Annotated in this window: 17 protein-coding genes; 6 read left to right on the top strand and 11 right to left on the bottom strand. The window is 61.2% G+C overall.

The features are described from left to right. The first annotated feature begins 50 nt into the window (after positions 1-50). Positions 51-548, top strand: coding sequence for a hypothetical protein (locus VWN43_RS00085; protein ID WP_305959930.1), 498 nt, complete (start codon positions 51-53; stop codon positions 546-548). Positions 549-765: 217 nt separating this feature from the next. Here the strand turns inward: VWN43_RS00085 and VWN43_RS00080 are convergent, their stop codons facing one another. The 11 genes from VWN43_RS00080 to VWN43_RS00030 all read right to left on the bottom strand — a co-directional run bounded on the left by VWN43_RS00080 (position 766) and on the right by VWN43_RS00030 (position 14,097). Next, complete coding sequence (locus VWN43_RS00080; protein WP_320179879.1) at positions 766-1,386, bottom strand: DUF6927 domain-containing protein; 621 nt, start codon at positions 1,384-1,386, stop codon at positions 766-768. 11 nt (positions 1,387-1,397) lie between these two features. Beyond that, positions 1,398-2,039, bottom strand: coding sequence for a hypothetical protein (locus tag VWN43_RS00075; protein ID WP_320179878.1), 642 nt, complete (start codon positions 2,037-2,039; stop codon positions 1,398-1,400). Positions 2,040-2,085: 46 nt separating this feature from the next. Then, complete coding sequence (locus VWN43_RS00070) at positions 2,086-2,478, bottom strand: hypothetical protein (protein WP_320179877.1); 393 nt, start codon at positions 2,476-2,478, stop codon at positions 2,086-2,088. After that, complete coding sequence (locus tag VWN43_RS00065) at positions 2,447-3,385, bottom strand: ArdC family protein (RefSeq protein ID WP_320179876.1); 939 nt, start codon at positions 3,383-3,385, stop codon at positions 2,447-2,449. The genes VWN43_RS00070 and VWN43_RS00065 overlap by 32 nt, the downstream gene beginning before the upstream one ends. An 80-nt stretch (positions 3,386-3,465) precedes the next feature. Further along, on the bottom strand, positions 3,466-5,541 hold the full coding sequence (locus VWN43_RS00060) for a ParB/RepB/Spo0J family partition protein (RefSeq protein WP_320179875.1): 2,076 nt from the start codon (positions 5,539-5,541) through the stop codon (positions 3,466-3,468). A 93-nt stretch (positions 5,542-5,634) separates the two neighbouring features. Further along, on the bottom strand, positions 5,635-9,855 hold the full coding sequence (locus VWN43_RS00055) for a strawberry notch-like NTP hydrolase domain-containing protein (RefSeq protein WP_420493516.1): 4,221 nt from the start codon (positions 9,853-9,855) through the stop codon (positions 5,635-5,637). A gap of 62 nt (positions 9,856-9,917) precedes the next feature. Then, a complete protein-coding gene (locus tag VWN43_RS00050; protein WP_320179874.1) occupies positions 9,918-10,757 on the bottom strand; it encodes a DUF7146 domain-containing protein in 840 nt (279 codons plus the stop codon). Between the two features lie 105 nt (positions 10,758-10,862). Further along, complete coding sequence (locus tag VWN43_RS00045; protein WP_320179873.1) at positions 10,863-11,885, bottom strand: CBASS cGAMP-activated phospholipase; 1,023 nt, start codon at positions 11,883-11,885, stop codon at positions 10,863-10,865. Continuing rightward, positions 11,882-12,307 carry a type II toxin-antitoxin system VapC family toxin gene (locus VWN43_RS00040; protein ID WP_320179872.1) on the bottom strand — a complete coding sequence of 142 codons (426 nt, stop codon included), beginning with the start codon at positions 12,305-12,307 and terminating at the stop codon, positions 11,882-11,884. Before VWN43_RS00040 ends, VWN43_RS00045 begins: the two co-directional genes overlap by 4 nt. Positions 12,308-12,345: 38 nt before the next feature. Beyond that, positions 12,346-12,735: a hypothetical protein gene (locus VWN43_RS00035; protein WP_119587701.1), complete on the bottom strand. Its 390-nt coding sequence runs from the start codon at positions 12,733-12,735 to the stop codon at positions 12,346-12,348. Between the two features lie 72 nt (positions 12,736-12,807). Then, positions 12,808-14,097 (bottom strand): replication protein RepA, encoded by a 1,290-nt coding sequence (locus VWN43_RS00030; protein WP_330767196.1) that lies wholly within the window; start codon positions 14,095-14,097, stop codon positions 12,808-12,810. 521 nt (positions 14,098-14,618) lie between these two features. Here VWN43_RS00030 and VWN43_RS00025 point away from each other — a divergent pair. The 5 genes from VWN43_RS00025 to VWN43_RS00005 all read left to right on the top strand — a co-directional run bounded on the left by VWN43_RS00025 (position 14,619) and on the right by VWN43_RS00005 (position 20,695). Next, positions 14,619-15,827, top strand: coding sequence for an AAA family ATPase (locus VWN43_RS00025; protein WP_119587703.1), 1,209 nt, complete (start codon positions 14,619-14,621; stop codon positions 15,825-15,827). A 179-nt stretch (positions 15,828-16,006) separates the two neighbouring features. Next, on the top strand, positions 16,007-16,990 hold the full coding sequence (locus tag VWN43_RS00020; RefSeq protein ID WP_320179871.1) for a ParB/RepB/Spo0J family partition protein: 984 nt from the start codon (positions 16,007-16,009) through the stop codon (positions 16,988-16,990). Between the two features lie 211 nt (positions 16,991-17,201). Continuing rightward, on the top strand, positions 17,202-17,477 hold the full coding sequence (locus tag VWN43_RS00015; protein WP_330767193.1) for a hypothetical protein: 276 nt from the start codon (positions 17,202-17,204) through the stop codon (positions 17,475-17,477). A gap of 639 nt (positions 17,478-18,116) precedes the next feature. Continuing rightward, positions 18,117-19,565, top strand: a complete 1,449-nt coding sequence (locus tag VWN43_RS00010) for a Swt1 family HEPN domain-containing protein (RefSeq protein WP_320179869.1) — start codon at positions 18,117-18,119, stop codon at positions 19,563-19,565. Positions 19,566-19,570: 5 nt separating this feature from the next. Next, positions 19,571-20,695 (top strand): tyrosine-type recombinase/integrase, encoded by a 1,125-nt coding sequence (locus tag VWN43_RS00005; protein ID WP_305960066.1) that lies wholly within the window; start codon positions 19,571-19,573, stop codon positions 20,693-20,695. Positions 20,696-20,787: the final 92 nt, after the last annotated feature.

The following is a 20,787-nucleotide window of genomic DNA, read 5'->3' as shown; positions in this document are numbered from 1 at the left end:
ACGGGCCTCTTTGTTCACTCTATGTTCATCGCTTAGAGGAGTTTTGCGTGATGAACAAGGCATTCGCGGTTGGTCGGTTCGATCTGGATATCGCGCTGCGCGATGCATCGCTCGACGAGCTCAATCGCGCCACACGGCGGTCGCTGGCGAACGCCTCGATCGGCGTCGAGGCTTTCGACGCGTACCATTCGGCTCGTGAGCTCTTCGAAACGCTCGAGGCGGTGCATGAAGGTCAGCGCGGAGCGAAGCGGAAGCTCACCCAGGTCCTTTCCTGCGAATGCGATGATTATCAGCGCTGCCTCTATTACACGCTTGCCGGGCGCGGCGTGCTGCAGATGCTGGACGATCTCGAATGGCTGATCGACCTCCTGAAGGCGCGTTGCGAGATCTCCGCTTCCTTGTTCCGCTCGGGCACCTTGCCCTCGGTACAGATCAACCCCTACGTGTCGGCCGAACCCGACGGGCCAGTTCCGCCGCGCGAAGGCGATTTCGAGCAGGGAGCTTCCTGGTTTCTCGATCCCGCCCTGGGCGGCGAGATCGGCGAGTAGTCAGAGCAGTATCACCTGCAATTCGAAAGTTGCCGGGTCATGGCCACGCGAGGGTGTGACGCGCAGGGGCTGCAGCGGACAATCGGTGCGCATGACGGCGTGATCTTCCCCGGTAGCTTCCGATAGCCGGAGCGCCAGCCTCTCGGCGTTGCTTCGGCCGCACAGTCGATGGCGCCGGGGATCGAGGCGATCTTGTTCCATTTCGGAGACTTCCGTTTCAGGCGGCGGGGAAGAAGGTCTTCGCGACCTTCGGTTCGCGGACGATCTCGAACCGCCGTTCGAGAAGGCGGGAAATCTTGAAGCGACCGCGTCCGTCGGCAAGGGTCAGGACGGTTTTCTGTCCATCCCTCCGAATCCGGAATTCGCGGTGCTCGCTGCCGTCTGTGAATTTCATGGGCTCGGGGAAGCGGATGAGATCGCCATCGGCGATGCGCCGTTCCCTGAGCGCCAGCATCCGGTAGCAGCGCCTGCGCCAATCGAGCGCGAAGGGATGCGAGGTCGTCGTCAAGAGCGCGAGGACGCTCCGCGGGCAGCTCGCTTCGCAGGGACCCATGTCCTCGTCCATGTCCTTATAGCCGAAGATGTGGCCATCGCTGGCGCGCGGATTCCAGCGGACCAGACAGATGATCGCGGTCACGTAGATCCGCTTGCCGTTCTCGTCGTAGCGTTCGGCCGCGGCATAGTAGGTGCTTCCCGAATAGACGCTCTTGAGCACGCGAAGTCCCTGGAAGGGCGTATCGCCTTCAGCTTTGCGCTCGTAGGTGAGCTGGGCGTCGAGATAGGCCTTGGGGGTCTCGTGCCCACCCATGGCCATGCGTGTCATCGTAAGCCATCCCATGTCGTGTTCCTTCAGATGAGTCCGGCCTGTGCCGGCGCGGGAAGCTTGAGTTCTCGGGCGATCCGCTTGGCGAGGCCGGGTATGTCGCGCAGCACTGTGATGGGTGCCTTGCGCAGCGTCGCGCCAGGTGGTTTCCAGTGCGGATTACGCCAGGCGACGCCCGGCTCCCCGAAGCGTTCGGGCGAGATCCGGACGAACAGGCCCTTCGATTCCAGCGTGTGGTCTCCGGCGAGAGATTCTTGCGGCGTCGTGTATCCGAGCCGATAGTCGCTGTGGGCAATTCCCAGCTCGAATGCGATCATGCGCAGGGTACGGGAGCCTTCGCGCCGGTAGTGCCGGAGCTCCTCCTGCCGATAGTCGAGACCTCGGCGCACCAGCGCCACGATCGCGGGCGAATGCTTGAGATCGCTGAGCCGGTCGATGCATCGCTGCCGCAGCTCGGCATCCTCGTGGCGCCGACCTGTCTGCTCCCCGTCGGCAATTCGCGAGAGGTGCCGGGTGAGCAGAAGCACGGCGGGGCAGTCCGCCGCCGGGAGGCCTGCGAGGCGGGCGTCGTCTATCGCCTCGTTCAGCGCGCGAACCGCAGTCTCGTATGTGGTCAACCCATCGGGGTCGAGCGCGCGGCGATAGCGGTAGTCGATGTCGCAGGTCATGGGATTTCCCTTCCATTGCAGATGCAATGGCCCCCTCCCCCTCCCCTCAATGCAGCGCTTTGGAATGCGCCGTCAGGGAGCTCCCCGGTATGGGCTCGTAGACGATCGGCTTCAGAAATGCCTCTGGAGCGACCTGTTCGAGGATTCGTCCAATCGCGGAGAACGAGACCCCCGGACCCTCGGTCGAGATCACGACCAGGGACCCGCCCTGTTCCTGTCCGGAAACGGTCCACCCTACAGGTCCATTGCCAAGCAGGCTGTCTAGGACGTCACCGGGTTCCCTGGCCGGGAAGTTGAGTACCATTCTCTCCCTGAGTGCTGGTCCGATGAGAACCCGCTCGCCATCGACGAGGTCGGTCGCGTACTGGTGGAGCTGCGCGAGGCGCACGACCGCTTCCAGACCCGGCTCAAGCGTAAGCCTGAAGTGCAGCCGCCTCATGGCCCGCCTCCTCTGCTTCGCTGTCGTAGCCTGAGAATTCGGCAAGAAAGGAGAAGGCCTGGTCGGCCTTCGCGGCGGCGGTGATGATCGCGCTCTTGTCCGACTTCAGGATGTCGAGCCAATGGCCGATATAGCTGGCGTGACTTTCGTGGAGATCGGCCGGAAGCCCGAGTTCGTAGCAGATCCGTGCCGAGATCTGCTCGGCTACGAGTTCCTCGAACGCATAGCCCTTGTCGCCGAAGCGCTTACCGAACGTGCGCGCGAGCCTGTTGGGATGTCCCGTCCAGTGTCCGGTTTCGTGAGCGAGGGTTGCGGCGAGGCCGTCCTCGTTCACGAAGCTGTGGCGGTGCGGCATCTGAATGAAGTCGCCGCCCGGAGAATAGAACGCCCGGTCACCGCCATAGCGAACCTCGCTCGGAATGGGCGCGAAGAACGCCGCGATCGCCGCCGCCTTCTGCGACGGGGTCGGCGGCGCTTCGGGTACGGGGTCGGGGTAGAAATGGACCGGCAACCCGTCGATTTGCGAGACGTTGAACACTGAATAGGCGCGCATGAAGCGGATCGTGCGCGAGGATTCCTCGCCGGTGGAGCGATCGACCTCGGTTTTCTTGGTCGTGTTGAAATAGATGCTCGGTTCGGCGCTCTCGCCGCGGCGAACCTGCCCGCCGAGCTCCTGAGCTTGCCGATATGTCATCCAATAGCGCGATTGATATCCCATCGCGTCCGCAACGGCCCACAGGTACAGGCGGTTGATGCCGGTGTATGGCACGCCGTTGGCGCGCAGCGGCGCACCGCCGGCGCCTGTCTTCTTCCATGGGCGCCGCCAGGGCAGCGTGCCCTCCTCGATCTTTCTGATGATGAGGTTCGTGATGTCCTGCGCGACGTCGCGCTTGGGGGAGCGTTTCATGAAGTGTCTCCGGCCATGAAAAAGACCCGGCCGCTCGAGTGGAGCGACCGGGCCAGTGCATCAGGAGGTTGCCGACGCCCTCAGGCGTCCACCGCCGCTTCTTCGTCGACGTCTTCGGGTTCCTCGGCAGTTTTGCCGTCGTCCGTATCGGCGAGGTCGTCATCGCCGTCCGGCTCGATCGGCGCCTCGCCTTGATCGAGATCACCGGTGGAGATCTCGAACTTCATCGCTTCGGGCAACCACGCGAGAGCGCGTTCCTTGACATCCTCTTCGACGATCGCGTCGCCGGAGAAGAGTTTCTCGCACGTCTTGGAAAGATCGGCTTTCTTGGATGCCGCGTACCGTGCCGCCAGTTCGGAGCCGCCGATATCGGTGAGGGCCGCGAGGCAGGACGTCTTGTTGATGCGGTCGAAGAGGTTCTCCGAAGTCGGGCGCCACATTGCGGCGACGTCGACGTCGAGAATGCTGCCGAGGACCGAGTGGATCGGATGATACTCCGAATTGTAGCCCTTCTTCGCTTCCAGCGAGACGGCGACCACGTAGGAGAGCCATGCGGCCTTGGCCTCGTCGTCGAGTTCGCGGAAGGCGAGGAATCGCTGGGCGACCTCCTTGGGCTCATGCCACGCCTTGTCGAGCGCATCTTCGGCCGCGGCGAGGATCCCTTCGGCCGCCGACTGCGGGATATCGCCGTAGGCGGGGTCCTGCGGCTTGCCGGCCTTCAGCGAGGTGCCCTTGCTCTCGTAGCTGCGATCGTCGCACAAGGCGAAGATGGCGTAGTCGAGCGCGAGACCCGGGTCGCCGAGGAGCGAGGCGGCGAGGATGTTCCGGCGTTGGACGGACAGTTCGTCGAACAGCTTCGCGCTGATCGGCTTCTCACCGCCCGGCGCGACTGCTTCGGGAGTCGACGGGCGTCCGGCCTGACTGCTCGTGCCGCCGCGGGTCGGCGCGTCCTCGCTGGTGGCGGTGACGTTGCCGTCCTCGTCCTGCTCGAAGCTGAGCCGTTTCTCGCTGTAGTAGTCGCTCTCCAGCACCATCTCGCCCTTGTTGGTGAGGATGAGGAAGCGACCGGCCTCGCCGCGCCATTCCTCGGGCAGCTCGCGCACGGGGTTGTTGAGATCTTCGCGTTCGTTCGAGAGCGTGTCGTATTCGATCTCGAGCTTGTCGAGATCCACCCCGTCCTCATCTTGGGCGCTTTCGTCCTCGAATATGGCGTTGATGTCGTCCATGCGCGCGTCGATTTCGTCGATCCGCGTGCGGGCTTCCTCGGAGAGTGGTGCCGGTGGGAGGCGAACCGGGTTGACGCCGAGTTCGCTGCGAGCGCTCCACGAATTGGTGGCCGCCACGGGGTTGATCCAGGCGAGCCCCGTTTCTGCAGCGAGCCGTTCGGCTTCGGCTTCCATCTTGGTGGCGGCAAGCTGGTGGGCGATTTCGACATCGATCCAGCGATCGTCGGCCGCTTCGCTGAAGAGGTCGCGCTCGATCTTGCCACCCGCAGCCACATAGGCGTCCTCGCCGACGAGAAGCGCGATGGGATCGTTGCCGCGCAGCGAGCCATCGGCGATCATCCGGCGGATTGCGTCCGCGCTGGGGTTCCACGCATGACGCATCTGCTCGAAGACGCGCAGCTGCACCTCATGCTGATCGGTTGCGGCATAGGCCTTGGCGAGGTCGAGCGTGATATCGCCGGCGGCCAGCGCTTCGAAGATCGGTCCGGCCAGGTTGGCGAGGCGGAGGCGGCCGTCGACGAAACGCTGTGTGAGACCGAAGCGCTTTGCGACCGCGGCGGTGTCGCCGTCTTCCTTGATGAAATGCTGGAAGGCCTGGCATTCCTCGGCCGGCGTCATCTGCAGGCGCTGGAAGTTCTCGGCCAGCGACACTTCGCTCGCATTGTGTTCGCGGCGATCTATTACGAGGCAGGGAACCTCGAAATCTGCGTCCATCGCGCCGCGTTCGACGATCCGGTGCATGGCGCGCATCCGCTTGCCGCCTCCGATCACCTCGAAGCGACCGCGCTTCTTTGCTTTTGCGACGATGAGGTTCTGCAGGACGCCGCGGGCCTCGATATCGAAGGACAGGCGTTCCTCGAACTCCGGATTGGGTCGCTTGCAGACATTGTCCTCGCTCTGGTCGAGCTTGCTGAGCTGGATGAGTTGCATTGTCGTATCTCCTGATGGTCGACCGGCTATTCACCGGACACCATTCACCCTCCCCCTCCCCTTTCCTCGGTTCGAAGGTGCTCGTGCTCGTTGTCAGGAATTCTGGAAACCGAGCAGCGACTTGACGACGGGCTCCGGATTGTCCGCCGGGACGAAAACCCTGGTGCGGTAGGCGATGATCTCGGTGAAGCAGCCGATGCTCTTCAGCCATTCGATCTGGTCGGCAGGCGCTCCAGCTATTTCGATGCGAAGATCGCCAGCGACGCGAGAGCGCTTCAGCACCGCGCCGAACGGCTGCTCGATCGTGATGCTGCGGTTCTCACGCAGTGCTTTGACGACCGCTTCGTCCGTGAGCTTCACGCTCGAGTTCACGCCGAAGGCTTTCAGCACGTCGGCGACGTCGGTGTCGTAGACGATGCGTCCGAGCCAGCTGCGACCTTCGAGATCCACGATCCGGTTCACTTCGAGATAATCGCGCGGAAGGTTCGACCAGATGGGTAGCAGCAGGCCCGTGGCGAGATGGACCGTCTCGGTGTGCAGGCGGGATGCGCTGTCTTCGGATTCAGCCTCCCACAGCTTCGCGAAGCGGGGTTCGGCGCATTCTACCCACGCGGATTCTTCGAGGTCTCGCAGTTGGTGGTATTCCCGCCGCAAAGGCCGGTGAAGGATCACGCGCTGGATGAGCTCGCCCTTCTCGGTCATGAAGTGGCGCGATGGTTCGCAGAGCGCGGCCTTGTCGCTCTTCGTGTTACGCATGAGGATGCAGCCATCGGACCATTCACGCCGCTCGAGCACCCTTTCCAGCGTGGTCGGCTGATACCGGGTTGTCAGATCGATGCGCAGCAGGTGCGAGGTTGCTCCGGTTCGTTCGTCGGTTCGGAGCACGATATCCTCGGCGACGCTGGCGCTTTCGACCTGGATGGTCTCGACCCCGACATCCAGCGTGCCGGCATCCCGGGCCGCGGATACGCGGGCTTCCACCAGAGCTAGGAACTCATCGAAGATCGCGTTCTGCATGGCGATCGGCAATGCCAGTATGCGGTTGAGCCAGCGCTGGATCGGAGGAAGGTCCTCTTCCAGTATTCCGTCGGCCGACGCGATCTTGAGACCGCTCCGCTTCTGGAAGTCGAGCAGCGTCGCGCTGGATAGCTTGCCCTCGGCCAGCAGTCCGAACCATGTCACGAGCGCCGCCTTGGCGTATTCGCTTTCGAGGTTGTCCGCGGGATCGAACAGGTTCTGCCCGCCCGTCTGGCGCTGGCCCCGGGTCAGGGCGCCCAGACTGTCGAGCCGGCGAGCGATTGTGCTGGTAAAGCGCAGCTCGCCCTTGCAGTTCGTGGTGACCGGACGAAAGAGCGGCGTTTCGGCCTGGTGCGTCCGGTGCGTTCGGCCCAGCCCCTGAATCGCGCGGTCGGCGCGCCAGCCCGGCTCCAGGAGGAAGTGAACGCGCTGGCGCTGATTTTTGGCATCGAGGCTGGCGTGATACGAACGACCCGTGCCGCCGGCGTCGCTGAACACGAGGATGTTCTTGCGCCCATCCATGAAGTGATCGGTTTCGGATTGGTTCGTGCGCGCCGAGCGTGTTTCGAGCTTCTGGCTGCCGTCTCCTTGGGTGATGAGTCGCTTCGTCCGTCCTGTCACTTCGGCGACCTTCTCGGTGCCATAATGTTCGATGATACCGTCGAGCGCGGGCTTGATGGGTGGCAGTGCGCAGAGGTGCTCGATGAGACGCTGCTTTTTCTCGATCGTCGCGGCATTGTGGACCGGGCGTCCCTCGTCGTCGAACATCGGCATCGAGCGTTCCTCGCCAGTGTCGTCGACGAAGACCTGCATCTGCTGTGTGGGGAATGCGCGCTCGAGATAGTCGATGACGTTTTCGCGCGGACTCAGGTCAAGGTCGAGTTCGGCCCGCTCTTCTGGCGATAGGCTATCGAGGCGGCGATCGAGAATGCTTTCTGCGGTAGACACGAGCTGGACGACGATGGCCTTGTCCTGGTCGACATGGTCGTTGATCGCCGCGATCAAGGTCGGCAGCTTCATTGAAAGCAGCACCTGGTTGAAGAAGCGCTGCTTGGCACCTTCGAAGCGCGAGCGCGCCGCAGCCTTCGCGCCGCTGTTCAGGGTATCGCCATCGAGGTCGTCGACGACGTTGGTAAGTGCCAATGCTTCTTCCATGTTCTGATGGATGATCGCCCAGGCGTCAGCGTAGGTGTCGTAGATGCCGATTTGCTGGTCTGTCAGATCGTGCTTCAGCACTTCGTATTCGACACCGGCGAAGCTGAGTGCGCGAGCCTGATAAAGACCCAAAGCCTTCAGATCGCGCGAGACGAGTTCCATCGCGGCTATTCCGCCCGAACGGATCTGGCTGATGAAGTCCTCGCGGTTGGAGAAGGCAGTGCCGGGACCCCACAGGCCGAGACGAACGGCATAGGCCAGATTGTTCACGTCCGATGCTCCGGTGGCAGAGGCGTAAAGGACGCGGGCATCCGGGAGGTGGTTCTGAAGGAGAACACCTGCGATACCCTGCAGCGACCCTGCCTTGGCACCGCGGGCGCCCTCCCCGCCGGCGACGCCGCCCATTTCATGGCTCTCGTCGAATGCGATGACGCCTTCGAAGTCGGTGCCTGCCCAGTCGAGGAGTTGCTTCAGGCGGGTTGCGTCCTGACGCTGGCTGCGCAGCGTCGGGTAGGTGACGAAAACGATGCCGTCGCGAAAAGGAAGTTCGTCATCGATCTTCCAGCTCGAAAGCGGTTGGATGTCCGCCGGAAGCCCGCCGATCGCGGACCAGTCGCGTCGGGCGTCTTCGAGAAGGCTTTCGTTCTTGGAGACCCAGATTGCCTGACGACGGCCCGCGAGCCAGTTGTCGAGGATGCAAGCAGCAACCTGCCGCCCCTTCCCCGCCCCGGTGCCATCGCCTAGGAAATAGCCCTTGCGATAGGCTCTGCCGTCTTCGGACAGCGAAAGCCCTACGCCTTCATCGGACGGGGTGAACTTGCCGGGGAGGAATTGCGTCCAGGCATTGCCGGCATAGATGATCGTCTCGAGCTGTGCCTCGGAGAGCTGCGCGTCTGTCAGGATGCGATCGTGCAGACGCGGGACATAGTCCGGCACCGGGGCCGGGATCGAACCCATCGCGACGCTCTCGACCAGAGGCGTCGGGTGTTCGCGCGAGCCTTCGATATCGATGCGACTGGGCCGATAGGGAACGTAGACCCCTGATTGCGTACCGAGCGCGCGCGGCGCCTCGAGCTTGCCATATTCGACGGGGACGATCTCGCGGACCGAGATCTTGCGTTCGACCCGCGGCGTCGTCCGCGGCTTGGCGCGCATCGACTTGAAGAGGCTGGTCGCCTTCGGCTTGGGCTGCGGGGGCACCGACGTGCGCTCGGAGAGAGCCGTCGCTCGCTTCACGATGGGAAGACAGTCTGCAAGTTCGCGGACGGTATCGCGCGCGATGATCGATGGTTTCGAGTTCCCTGGTGTCTTGTCGATCACCATCAAGCGCACGGCCACGCTGGTGCCCTGCTTGTGATAGCATTTCGCGAGCCTGGCGGAGGTCTGTACGGTGCAGTTCGTAAAGGTCTCTTCGTAGATCCGGATCATCTTGGCGCTGGTGGTGAACCAGTCGGGCATGATCGCCACGACCCGGCCGCCGGGACTGAGCTTCGAGAGCGCGGCCCGCAGATGGCGGACAGCGGCGTATTCATCGACGCCCCTGCCCTGCGAGCGCGAGAACGGCGGGTTCATGAGGATCAGCGTCGGCCGAAGTTCGGGCGCGGCCAGCGAGGTCAGCATGGCGCCGTCGAAGCCGGTGATGGTCGCACCAGCGAAAAGGAGTTTCAGCTTCTCGCGCCGGCGCAGATCGAGCTCGTTGAGGTGCAGTTCCTCGACGCTCGGCAACATGCTGACGAGAGAGCCGTGGCCGGCACTCGGCTCGAGGACGATATCCCCGCTCCGAGGCTGCGCGGCGATCATCGCCAAGGCTGCAAGGTCTGCCGGGGTCGAAAACTGCTGGAAGCGGATTTGATCCTCGCTTCTGACGGTCTGGGTCGGCAGGGAGTCGACCAGGTCGGAGATCGAGGAAATGTCGGTGCGCTCAACGGGCCCGAGTCGGGTCAGGTGAAGTGCAAGTCCTGCTTCCAGTAGGTCGTAAGCATCGCGCTGGGTCCATGTCCCGTTTGCCGATGTGCAGCCGTGCAGCCCTTCCATCGTCTCGAAGAGCTTCTTTTTCGAAAGACGGGCATTGCCGATGTCAGCAGCCACGGTTTCGATAGCGCCTTTGAGGCGCTGTTCGGAAATGTCGAATAGGTCGGTCACGGTCTGCTCCTGATGCTGATCCGCAACCAATCCTCCCCCCCCCTCCTCTGTTCTTCGAAGCCCTATGTGCCGGCGTTTTCGTTGACCTCCGCCCAGTCGGCGGCGGCTCGTGGAGGCGGATCGCGAAGAACGCGGCGATCCGTAGTCTCGTGCGCCGCGACGGCTGCAAGCGCCGCCAGCCTTCCTGCCCGGTTGTTGTCCTCGGCAATTACGAGAGTTGCCACCCCGTCCGGGATGCGGACCAGAGGCAATCGCTCGGCCCCCAGCGTGCTCCAGCACGGCGTGCCTTTCAGCTTCGTATAGGCGGCGGCATCCTCCATGCTTTCCGCCAGAGCGAGTGTGGTGCCCTTCATGATTGGCGACCAGGCCGCCATGCCCGGTCGTCCGAGCATGTATTTACCCTTATGTGACAGTCCTCCCGGACCGAGCGCGATGCGCTGGATGGCCTTGATCTTCGTCCCTTCCCGCACGGCCACAATCAGGGCCGGCCTGAACACGGCATTCGGCTTGCGGCCGAACGGGCATCGTGCGTGATAGCGCAAATCTCCCAAGGACTGAGGAAGGTTGCGTGATCGCAGATAGGCTTCTGCAAGCGTTCCTTTGATTTCGGTAGCCTGGTCCCAGATGCGCCGCGCATTCTGCGTCGATGCACCCGTTCGATACTCGGGCGTTGGCGAATTGAAGACCGGTCTGGTTCGTGAGAGTTCGCGAAGAACGTCTTCACTGCGACACCCGGCGAAGCAATGGACCAGTAGTCCGCGATTACCCTGCCGGATGGAAAGCGACGCCTTTTCGTCGGCATGGGCGGGACAGCGGCACATGGCATACGAACCGTGCCACCGCCCCTTCAAGCCGGCGACGAGATCAATGGTTTCCTTGGTAGGCTTGAGAGCGGTAAGCATGTGACATCAACCTTAAATCCATCCGCTCTCCCCCCTCCCCCTCCTCGGTCTAGGCGGCACTGAGGGGTTCGATATGGCAGGCCGGCCAGTCAGGATAATGTTGGATTACATGACCCATTCCGCCCTGCGGCCGAGCATGCCTCTCAGGCGACCGATATCGGAGCCGAGTTGATCTCGGATGCTTGCTGTCGCGAGGGCACTGAGTGTCTTTCGGCTCTGCTTATCGATCCGGTCGAGGCCTAGGTCTCGCATTTGATCCGGAGAAGCAATCGCATCGATGCGCAGATAATTCGAACCGAGCAGCGCGCGGCTTTCATTGAGAGCCAACCGTTGTTGCGCATCGAGAGTTAGTTCGAAAAGCCGCTTGGCACCTGTCACGTAGCCCGTTCCGGATGGCGGGCGGATGCGCCGGCCTGCAATGGTTTCGACCGTGCCAAGACTGAGGACATGGATATCCTCTCTGCGAAAGCCCGCTTGAAGGCCATCCGAAATGGCCAAGAGATCGGGCGCATTGGCAATGAGCCCGCCATCTACAAAATTCTCATCGCCGATAGCGTGTTCGGGGAAATAGGTCGGTGCGGCCGAAGTGGCGAGAGCGGCATCAACAAGCGTCAGGTTTTGATCGCTGGACGATGTGCGGAACACCGCCGCGTCATCGGTAGTCGCATTAACGCTGGGAATGAGGAGCGATGGGCCTGCGTCGGTCATTGTGAGTTTCTCGCCGGGGTCATTGAGAATCGTCTTGATTGTCTCTCTCAGGCCGTCATTCGAATATCGGTGGCGAAAAGCCGGTAGCGACAGGCGCGGAATCTTTAGACCCAATATCCGATTGGTCTTGGGAAAGATTGCGCTGCCGTGTTTTTCGAAAGACAGCCGCAATGAATGGGCTGGGATCCCCGCGGCCAAACCGATTGCAAGGATACCGCCGATCGAGGTTCCGGCGATCAGATCAAAGCATTCGCGAAGTTGTTTTCCGGCCCGTCGTTCGAGCTCTTCGAGCAGGATTGCGGTGTATAGCCCGCGATATCCTCCTCCGGACAGGCATAGCGCCTGATATCGCCCGCCAGCTTCGAATGGCCCGCCCTCGGGCATGACCAATTGATCTTCTGGATCCTGTCCTTTGGTCACGGATGTTCGACCAATAGCCGGGCGATCTTCTCGTGATAGGGCTGCGGAGCCTCTACAAGAGTACCGCTTCGCGCCAGCGCGGTCGCCACGACCATGCGACCGGTCGCCCCTAGCGGCACTTCGCGCTCGGGGTGACCTGAATTGCGAACGATGTATGGCAAGTCGGCGTCCGCTAGCTCGGCCCAGATGCGCGCGGCCTCGCCTTCGAATGGCACCACGCCCTCATGCTCGCGGTTCTTGCCAGTGACGGTGGCCTCAATGCGCCGCAAAGCGCGCATCAGTTTCTCTCTCTCGGATGCCGACGAGAGCTTGCCGATATAGCGCTGAGCCTGCCCGATCGAAACGACGCTAATTTCCACCGATCCTGCCGGTGCGGTAGTCATCCATTGCGTGCCGGGAGATTGTTTGCCGAGGATGTCCAACAGGACTTGCGTCGAGAGCAGATACAGCACGCTGGCCGCTAAGCCTCTTCAGCCATCACTGCAGTTCCAAAGACAAGGCCCTCATCGTCGAGGGGATCCTGATCTTCCACCATTGCCACCTCGAGCGCTTCGAAACCCGACATTTCAAGCTGGTCGGCAAAGCTCATACTCTGGTGAACCGATTCAATGAGAGCGGCGAGACTATCGAGTGAAACCAAGACGTTTTGTGATCCGGCGGTTGCGACCAGTTGAACGCCCCCCTCGCTAACCTCGCGGTTGATGGCGCTGAACCGATCCCTGAATGCCCGGACCGCAAGAGGCTCGCCACCCGAAAGTCGACTTAAGGTCCCCATCAATGCGTCTTTGAGACGTGCGCTGTCTCGTACAGGCAGATCGCGAATAGCGGCAATCAGATCTATATTTGTCACGGCTATCTCCTTGGGAGAGGAAATAGCGCCGTGGCCACGCTTTGTCAATATGTGTGGCCACGAAGACGGGAGTCAGCAGGGCTTTCGGCGCTTGGCGTAGGAGGTCACGAAGCTTTCCCAAACTCTCAACCATTCCTTTTCTGTGCGCTTGCGCGAGACGTCGGGGAAGCCGCGTCGAAACTCCCCGGCCATCAAGTCGACATCCCAAGGCGCCCCTTTGTCCCGGCCGATTCTCAGGAACGCCTCTTCGCGTTTGCCATACTGAAGTGAGCCGCTCGGAAAAGCTAGCAAGTCTTCGACCGTCTGCTTTGCCGTATTCGCGCCTTTGGTCTTGGCCCCCTCCCCTCCCCGCTTCTTGCGAGGCTCCACGCCAACAAGGCGCAAGTGCGTGCCGACAAGTTTTTTCTCGAGCGGGGCGGGTGATGGATGAAGCACAACCTTGCGACCAGACACATCGATGTTGGCATTGGGGTAGACCGAAGAGACCAGTTGCATCGTCTCGCGGACGGTCTGCCTGAATCGCTTGCTGTCCGCTGCGTTGCCCAGATGCTTCGCAAGTTGATCCCAGGATATCGCCTGTCCGCGACCGGCGGTAACCCGCGGCAAGCGGTAGGCAAGATAAGTGTAGAGGTCGAGCGCCGTAGGCGTGCCCTTCAACTCGCGGATTGCGACCTCATTAAGCGGGACCGCGTGCTCTACCAGATGTTGGTAGAAGACTTCGGACATACGAATTTCGCGCGCGAAGGCACCGTCTTTGTCGAGCGAGCCCGCATATTCGTTGGAGATCTTTACGTCACGCACAGCGAAGGCGTTCTGGTCAGTTTCTCCTCCGTCCCAGCGAATTTGCCATTCGCAGGCGAGTAGGCGATCGACCTGTTGTTTCATGAGATTGGCCGTACCGCGGGGACCATACGAAATTGTCTGATAGCCGAGCCGCCGCATCCAGTCGGTGAAATTTCGACCAAGGAACACGTCGCGCGAACGCTGCTGCACTGCCTGAGAAAGAATATAGATAAGTGCGACGCGCGGGTAAGAGCCAAAGGGTACGCCAAGGCTCTTCATCACACGCTTGCCATCGACGTCCTGGAGAACCGGCCGGGGATTGATCGCCAATGCATAGCGTCCGTCTTCACGAATGATCGGCTCGAATTCGTTTTTCGGGCGCTTGGTCGGAAGAGACATCGCGCACAGCGCGGAATGCAAGAACGCGGGAACCGGTTCCTCGTCCTGTACTCGCAGAAATGCGTCAAGCGTCAGCTGCGTACCGGCATACTCTGCGAGCTCACGCACCTCGTCGGCCCCGCCGGAAAGCATGGCGAGTGCGTATTGGTGCCCGAGCGGTGTCCTGTCATCCTGCGTCATCGTCCCCTTCCCCGATTCGCCGGGTTGTGGTGCTGCGATCAACAACAGGGTTGGATGGGCAAATCAACCCTTTTGGCGATTTTTGCGCAATTCTGGCGGTCAAACCTGCAAATCCACCGATGATCTCGGGTCCGTTCGGCGTTCGCAGCGATCTTTCCGAAACGAAATCACAAAATGAAAACGATTTGCGAATCGGATTCGGAGAAGGAGATTCTTATTAAGTAGGTATGTGCTCCGAGATCATCGGTTCGAAAGCACCGAGATCATTGTATTTTGGCACCTAGGTCATCGGTTGCGCTCGCAGATCATCGGTACTTGTCCACAAGTACCCCACCCTGCCCTACCCGCGGGTTTGTGCCGCCGGAAGAGCTCGCAGATCATCGGTCATTCGCAAACCCGATGCTAGTTCCGGCCCAAATGGCTCGGAGATCATCGGTAAGGTTGTAGGTATTTTGGCCAAGTCGTTGCCGAAATCTTCAACTGGGTCTATTTCTTTCCGAGACTTCCAACGAGGACAGCAGATGGCGACCCAAATTTCTGACACAGCGAGCTCGGAGAACACGGCGACCGATGATCTCCGTTCCCTTCACCGTAAGTCGTTGGCGATCCTTAAACGGCTGCAGACGCACGCTATGGATCCCGAGACCGGTGAAAAAGCTGGCCCCACCTATTCCATCTCTAAGGCTGCCGAACTGGTCGATCGGACCGCCTCGGCGATACGCGAGGCCGAACGCGATGGCCGGCTGCCTGAACGCGAGCGAACACCTTCGGGTCATCGCCTGCCCTATAATCTTGCCGAGCTCGATCACATGCGGGAGGTCTTCGACACCCGGCCTTGGCGAGAGCCTGAGGATATGCCGGCCATCATTTCGGTATCGAACTTCAAGGGCGGTGTCGGCAAATCCACGATTGCCGTGCATCTGGCCCAGCATTTTTCAATAAAGGGTTATCGAACGCTGCTGGTGGATTGTGACAGCCAGGCAAGTTCGACCATGATGTTCGGTTACCGGCCCGATATTGATCTCGGCGAGAATGATACTCTTTACGGACACTTCCATGACCCGGAATTGCTCGGTGTGCGTTCGATCATCCGCAAGACGCATTTTCATGGCCTCGATCTGCTTCCGTCAAACCTGAAGCTGTACAATCTGGAATATGAAATCGCGGCGCATCTCGCGCAGACCCGAAGCTTCGACGTAATCGATCTTATCTCGCAAGCTATCGGTGAAGTGGTGCACGACTATGACGTTGTGATCATGGACCCACCGCCAGCCTTGGGCATGGTTTCCATGGCAGTCTTGCAGGCCGCAAACGCGATGGTGATTCCAATGCCGCCGAGCGTGATCGACTTCTCGTCGACGGTCTCCTTCGTCGACATGGCCCGAACCACGATGGAGCAACTTGAGCAGCTTGGGGGTAGGGCGCGCCCCGCCTATAATTTTATCCGCGTCGTTGCGAGCCGCGTCGACGAGAACAAGTCGATGCATCGCGAATTGCTGGCTATGATGCGTGATGTTTTTGGCGGCTCGATGCTCACATCGATCATGCCGACCAGCGCGGAAATCGACAATGCGAGCTCTCGTCTGAAAACAGTTTTCGAGCTCGATCGACCGGTGACTTCGCGTGACGTGCACATGCGCTGCCTCAAATATCTCACCGCGGTTTGCGACGACATTGAGCATGATGTTGTCGCGTCTTGGGCGAGTCGGTCCGGGGAGGGCGCGATCTGATGTTGCCACGTGGCAAATTGCGAGGAATAGATTGTATAACAAGGGGTTGTTGTTACCCTCCCACAAATCGAAACGGATTGTCTTCGGTGCTTTTGCGCGCGGAAATCGATCAATTGCGGGCCAGCGTTGCCACGTGGCAACAAGCTCCCCGCGCGGCGATAAAGTAAGGAGATTAAGCCATGGCAAAGGGCAACAAAGGGTTCAGCTCATTGCTAACCGACTCGCTCGACGAAGAGATCGAAGAGGGGGGGGCGGCCCCTGCGCGGAGCATCATGGCGAGCCGGAGTGAGGCGCTCAACCGACTGGCATCGGGCAAGGTTGTGACCGATCGAACGGAATTCGTCGATCCCGGCCGCTGCAGGCCCTGGCGGCTGCACAACCGTGATCTCGATCATCTTACCGAAGAAAGCTGCCGTGACCTCATCGGCGCCTTTCTTTCTGCCAAGAAGCAGCGCATCCCAGCTATTGTGCGCCGGTTGCGTGATGATCCGGACCACGACTACGAGATCATCGCCGGGGTGCGCCGCTGGTGGACCGTGCAATGGTTGCGCGAGCACAACCACCCTGAGTTTGACTATTTGGTCACGGTCCAGCAGCTCACTGACGAAGAGGCTTTCCGGGTCTCCGATGTCGAGAACCGCTCGCGCAAGGACATCACCGATTGGGAGCGGGCGCACGAATATGAAGCTGCGCTGGAGGAGTTCTACGAGGGCTCGCTCACCCAGATGGCCGAGCACCTCAATATCTCAAAATCTTGGCTAAGCCGGATGCTCAATGTCGCGCGTCTCCCCAGCGAAATCGTTTCGGCCTTCTCCGACCGGCACGACATCACTGTCCGGATAGCGCGCGATCTCAAGCCACTGGCAAATGATCAGCGCGCGCGAAAAGCAATGGAGGCCGAGGCGGTCGCCATAGTCGCGGATAGGGAAGGGGGGGCGGAACCACTGAGCGGCCCCGAAACCGCCAAGCGCCTCCTCAAGGCCACGGTGGCTCCCGCCAAACCTGCGAGGAAAGAGAAGGCGGAGACGATCAAATCCAAAGAAGGTCGGCCAATGCTAACGGTGAACCGGCCTGCAAAGGGGGAGGGTGTGACGATAAAAGTGCTCCCAGGTTCCGGAGCAGGCAAGGACGAGTTGATCTTGGCGATCGGGAAGGTTCTTTAGCTAGGCCGGGAACTCTGGACGTTCTGCAGAAGCGTATCGATCTCTTCCATTTCCTTGTCGAAGTCCGCCAGCACCGTATCGAGCTCCTCGGTTCGTCGGGGAGGGGAGGGCGGTCGGCCGCGCGGGGGGAGGCCATACCCAGAGCGATCCCCATATCTGGCGTGACGTAAAGACGCCAGCTGTTCCGGCCCGAAACCTCAACGAGAAGGCGGTGTGCGGCAGCACGCGCAAGCAGCTTTCCCGCACCCGAGAGCGTAATCTCGAATGTGTCCGCAATCAGCCGCGCCGTCACCAGCGGCTGCGAAAGGACAAGTTTGCCCAGATCACGCAAGAGTCCCGGGCGGCTTTCCTCTGCAAGTACAGCAGCAAAGTTCAGGCGCCAGCCCTCAAGCCGATCGAGACGCTCCAGGCCGTCGGCGGCAGTGCTGCGCAACGCCTTCAGCAGCCGCTTGAGCTGGCGCTCTCGCGGGCCGCGCAGGGTCCGTAGCGAGAGGTCGCCTATGACGAGGCAAGGTAGAGCGCTTGCGACCACATTCATGCTGGCCAGCAGCTGGGGAAAGCAGAGCCACGGACGAGGCGAGGGGTCCTGGCGCGTCCAGATGTCGAGCAAGGTCAGCGCACGGATGAGGGGAGGGGCCTTGCTCCAGGTGTCCGGCGGGTCGAAGCTGAAGGGCAGGCCCTCGCGCCAGTGACGCACAGTCGCCCGATCAAAAGAATGCTTCCACTCACCAAATGCATCGAACGGTCGGCCCGCCGTGGCAACGGAGGGGCGCCCGGCTATCGGAACTCCCGTTGCTTGAGAAAATACGTCGATTTCATCGATCTCGTATCGCTGCAGTTGCAGCGCCGTGCTATAGCCCTTCCAGACCGTCCGATTTCGCCATGGCTGAGCGACAGGACTGGCGGAAATCCGCGCATCCAGCCTGCCGATAGCTGCCATAGCTTCGCCGAACAGGCCCGCCAATCCGGCCGTCCAGGCGATCGAGGAGAGGGGAAGTGCCGGCCGGCTCATGGCACGAAAGTAGACTGAAACGCACACGCGAGTCCACAATGCAGAATGACTAGTGTTGATAAGGCCTGCTTATCAACACTATGCAATTGCGGCTGTCGCGCGTAAACAGATCGCATGCGACAAGACGATCCAATTTCTAAGGTCATGCGAGATTTGCAGGGCGGCACGCTTGCATCGCTCGCCGCAGGCAAAGACAGCTCTTCGCAACTGATCGAGCGAGCAATGCGCGGCCACAGCCAGTATGAGAAATTGATCGCGCGGCAGCCCGATTTTGTCGAACAGGCGCTCGCCCACCAGAAAACCTATCAGGATCTGATCGACCGGCACCCGGCTTTTTTTGACACCGCGCGTCAGCGTGCTGAAGAACTGAGCCTCATGGCCTCGAACGGCACGTTCGATCTTGTCTCTGATCGCCTTGGCGCGATCGCGCACTCCGCCTCGCTTGCCGAGCGGATGGCGAGCGGGTCGGTCGCGGGGGATACCTTCGCTTCCCTCGTGGCGGGGCGCGGGTTGCTCGACGACACCGTGGCCGACATTCTCGCCAAGCGCGATGCACTGGCTCCGGTCATGGAAAGGCTGCAAGGGGTGTCGACGACGACAGAGGCCTTCGCACGCCAGCTTGCCGGGCTCTCGCAAGCAGCTGATGCATTGGCCGGGATCGTGCCGTCTCGTGCTCGTCTGGCAACCGATCACCCTGATTTGTTTCCTGAACTGCGTGTACCGACCATGGCCGAGGTTGCGCAGATCGACTTCGCGGCGATCGCAGGTGTCCGACATGCCCAAGTGGACTTTGCGGAACGGTTACGAACCGAGGTGCTCGCGATTGAGACGCCCTGGGTGCGGGCTGACCGGCCGGAACTCGCGCTGGAAGGCTATGCGGCCTTTCGCGGCCTAACCGATCTTGTGGCGCGCGCGGCTCCGGGGACTCCACGGGTGGCCGAAAGGGTGCGCGAGGAGTTCGGTGACTACCGCAAGTCCAAGCCGGAGGAGGACGTCGCCGAAGACGCGATGCTCGCGCGCGGGCTCCGCCTGGCACGCGGGTTCGACAGGCGTCTCTCCAGTTTGCCGATGGCTCTGGTGGGCTCGATTTTTATGCCTTTCGGAATGACTGTGGAAGCACCGCCTGATGCAGATGAAGACGAACTCGATCTGGTTGTCGCCACTATGGCGCGCCAGCTTGAACGCAAGCTTCGCGCCTTCATCGCTGCGGCAATGGTGCGTTCTGTCGGCCCGAAATGGATCCGTCAGCGTGTTCATTCGAATGTGCGCGAGGAATGGGAGCGCCGGCGCCAAGTCGATGTCGATATGGGACGGGCACCCGGCGAGTTGTTCGACTACGCCGATTTCGGCGACTATCGTGCAATCATCGAACGCAATGATAACTGGCAGGAGATCTTCAAGCCGATTTTCAAAAACAAGGTGTCGATCGGCGAGACGCTTTCGCGGCTCGCGACGATACGAAATCCGGTCGCGCATGTTCGACCGCTTACAGTGGAGGACCTCCTCATCCTGCGCGTAGAGGGCCGACGGATTTATGTCTGGATTGGCGAAATGGTACCTTGAGCGCAATGGGCAGCTTGGCGGCATCGGATAACAGCCAGTCACTGGTCGTTGCGGAGGTCCGCGCGTTGGCCGGACCTGCAGCGGCGCTCGATCCTCGGCTGATCGACGCGGCTGTCCGGGCCTGGTCCGACAACACGAAGCGCGCGTTTGTTTCCGATCTCACGCTCTGGGCAGAATGGTGCCGCCAGCGACACATTGCACCGGACAACGCAACTCCAGAACTTGTTGCTGCGTGGATTCGCGTTCTCGGTCGAACCGCAGACGGTGATGAGGTCAAACTGCAACGCGAATGGAAACAGCGGAGCCCGGCAACGATTGCCCGCTATCTCGTTCATATCGGCATGGCATACCGTATGGGCGGCCTGACTGATCCAACCGCGGAGCCTCTGGTCAAGCTCGAGCTGAAGGCGATGCGCCGTGCTCGCGGGACCCGACAACGCCAGGCTCGGGGCATCCGCTTCAAGGGTGAAGTGGCAGACCTCGATGGTCCGGCCTCGGGTGTCTGTCTTGCGCACCTTATCAAGGCCTGCCGCCGTGACTGGCTAGGGTTGCGCGATGCTGCCTTGATCCGCACGGCCTATGATACCGCGTGCCGCCGTTCGGAATTGGTATCGATCCGTGTCGACCATATCGAAGGCGACGGGGCAGGGGGAGGGGCGCTCTACATCCCTTCTTCGAAAACCGATGCGGAAGGTCAGGGCGCCTATGCCTACCTATCACCGGCAACGATGAAGGCCATCCGAGATTGGAAGAAAGATGGCGATATTCGCGAAGGCCCCCTGTTCCGCCGCGTGGAATGTCACGCAGATGGTTCCGTACGGTGCGTGGGCAATGCTGCGCTCCATCCCAATTCGATTACGCTGATCTATCGGCGCCTCATTCGCGATGCATATGCCAAGGGTCTGTTGGGAGAGATAAGCGAAACACGCTTCGAGAAACTGCTGAAAGAGATCTCGTCCCATTCGATCAGGGTCGGCGTGGCGCAGGACAATTTTGCGGCAGGGGAGGGGTTGCCTGCAATCATGCAGGCCTATCGCTGGCGCGACCCGGCCACGGTCATGCGATATGGCGCAAGACTTGCCACACAAAGCGGCGCGGCGGCGCGACTTGCGAAGCGCTTTACCTCATAGGCAAGCTTACCTCTTGACTGCTTGAATTCGCGTACCGTTATTTAAGGTCAGACACAGCGGCGGCTTTGCGCCCTCCTTCCGGCTGTTCGGCC

The organism is Qipengyuania sp. HL-TH1 (assembly GCF_036365825.1).
GTDB lineage: Bacteria > Pseudomonadota > Alphaproteobacteria > Sphingomonadales > Sphingomonadaceae > Qipengyuania > Qipengyuania profunda.
This window is presented reverse-complemented; position numbering and strand designations above follow the sequence as displayed.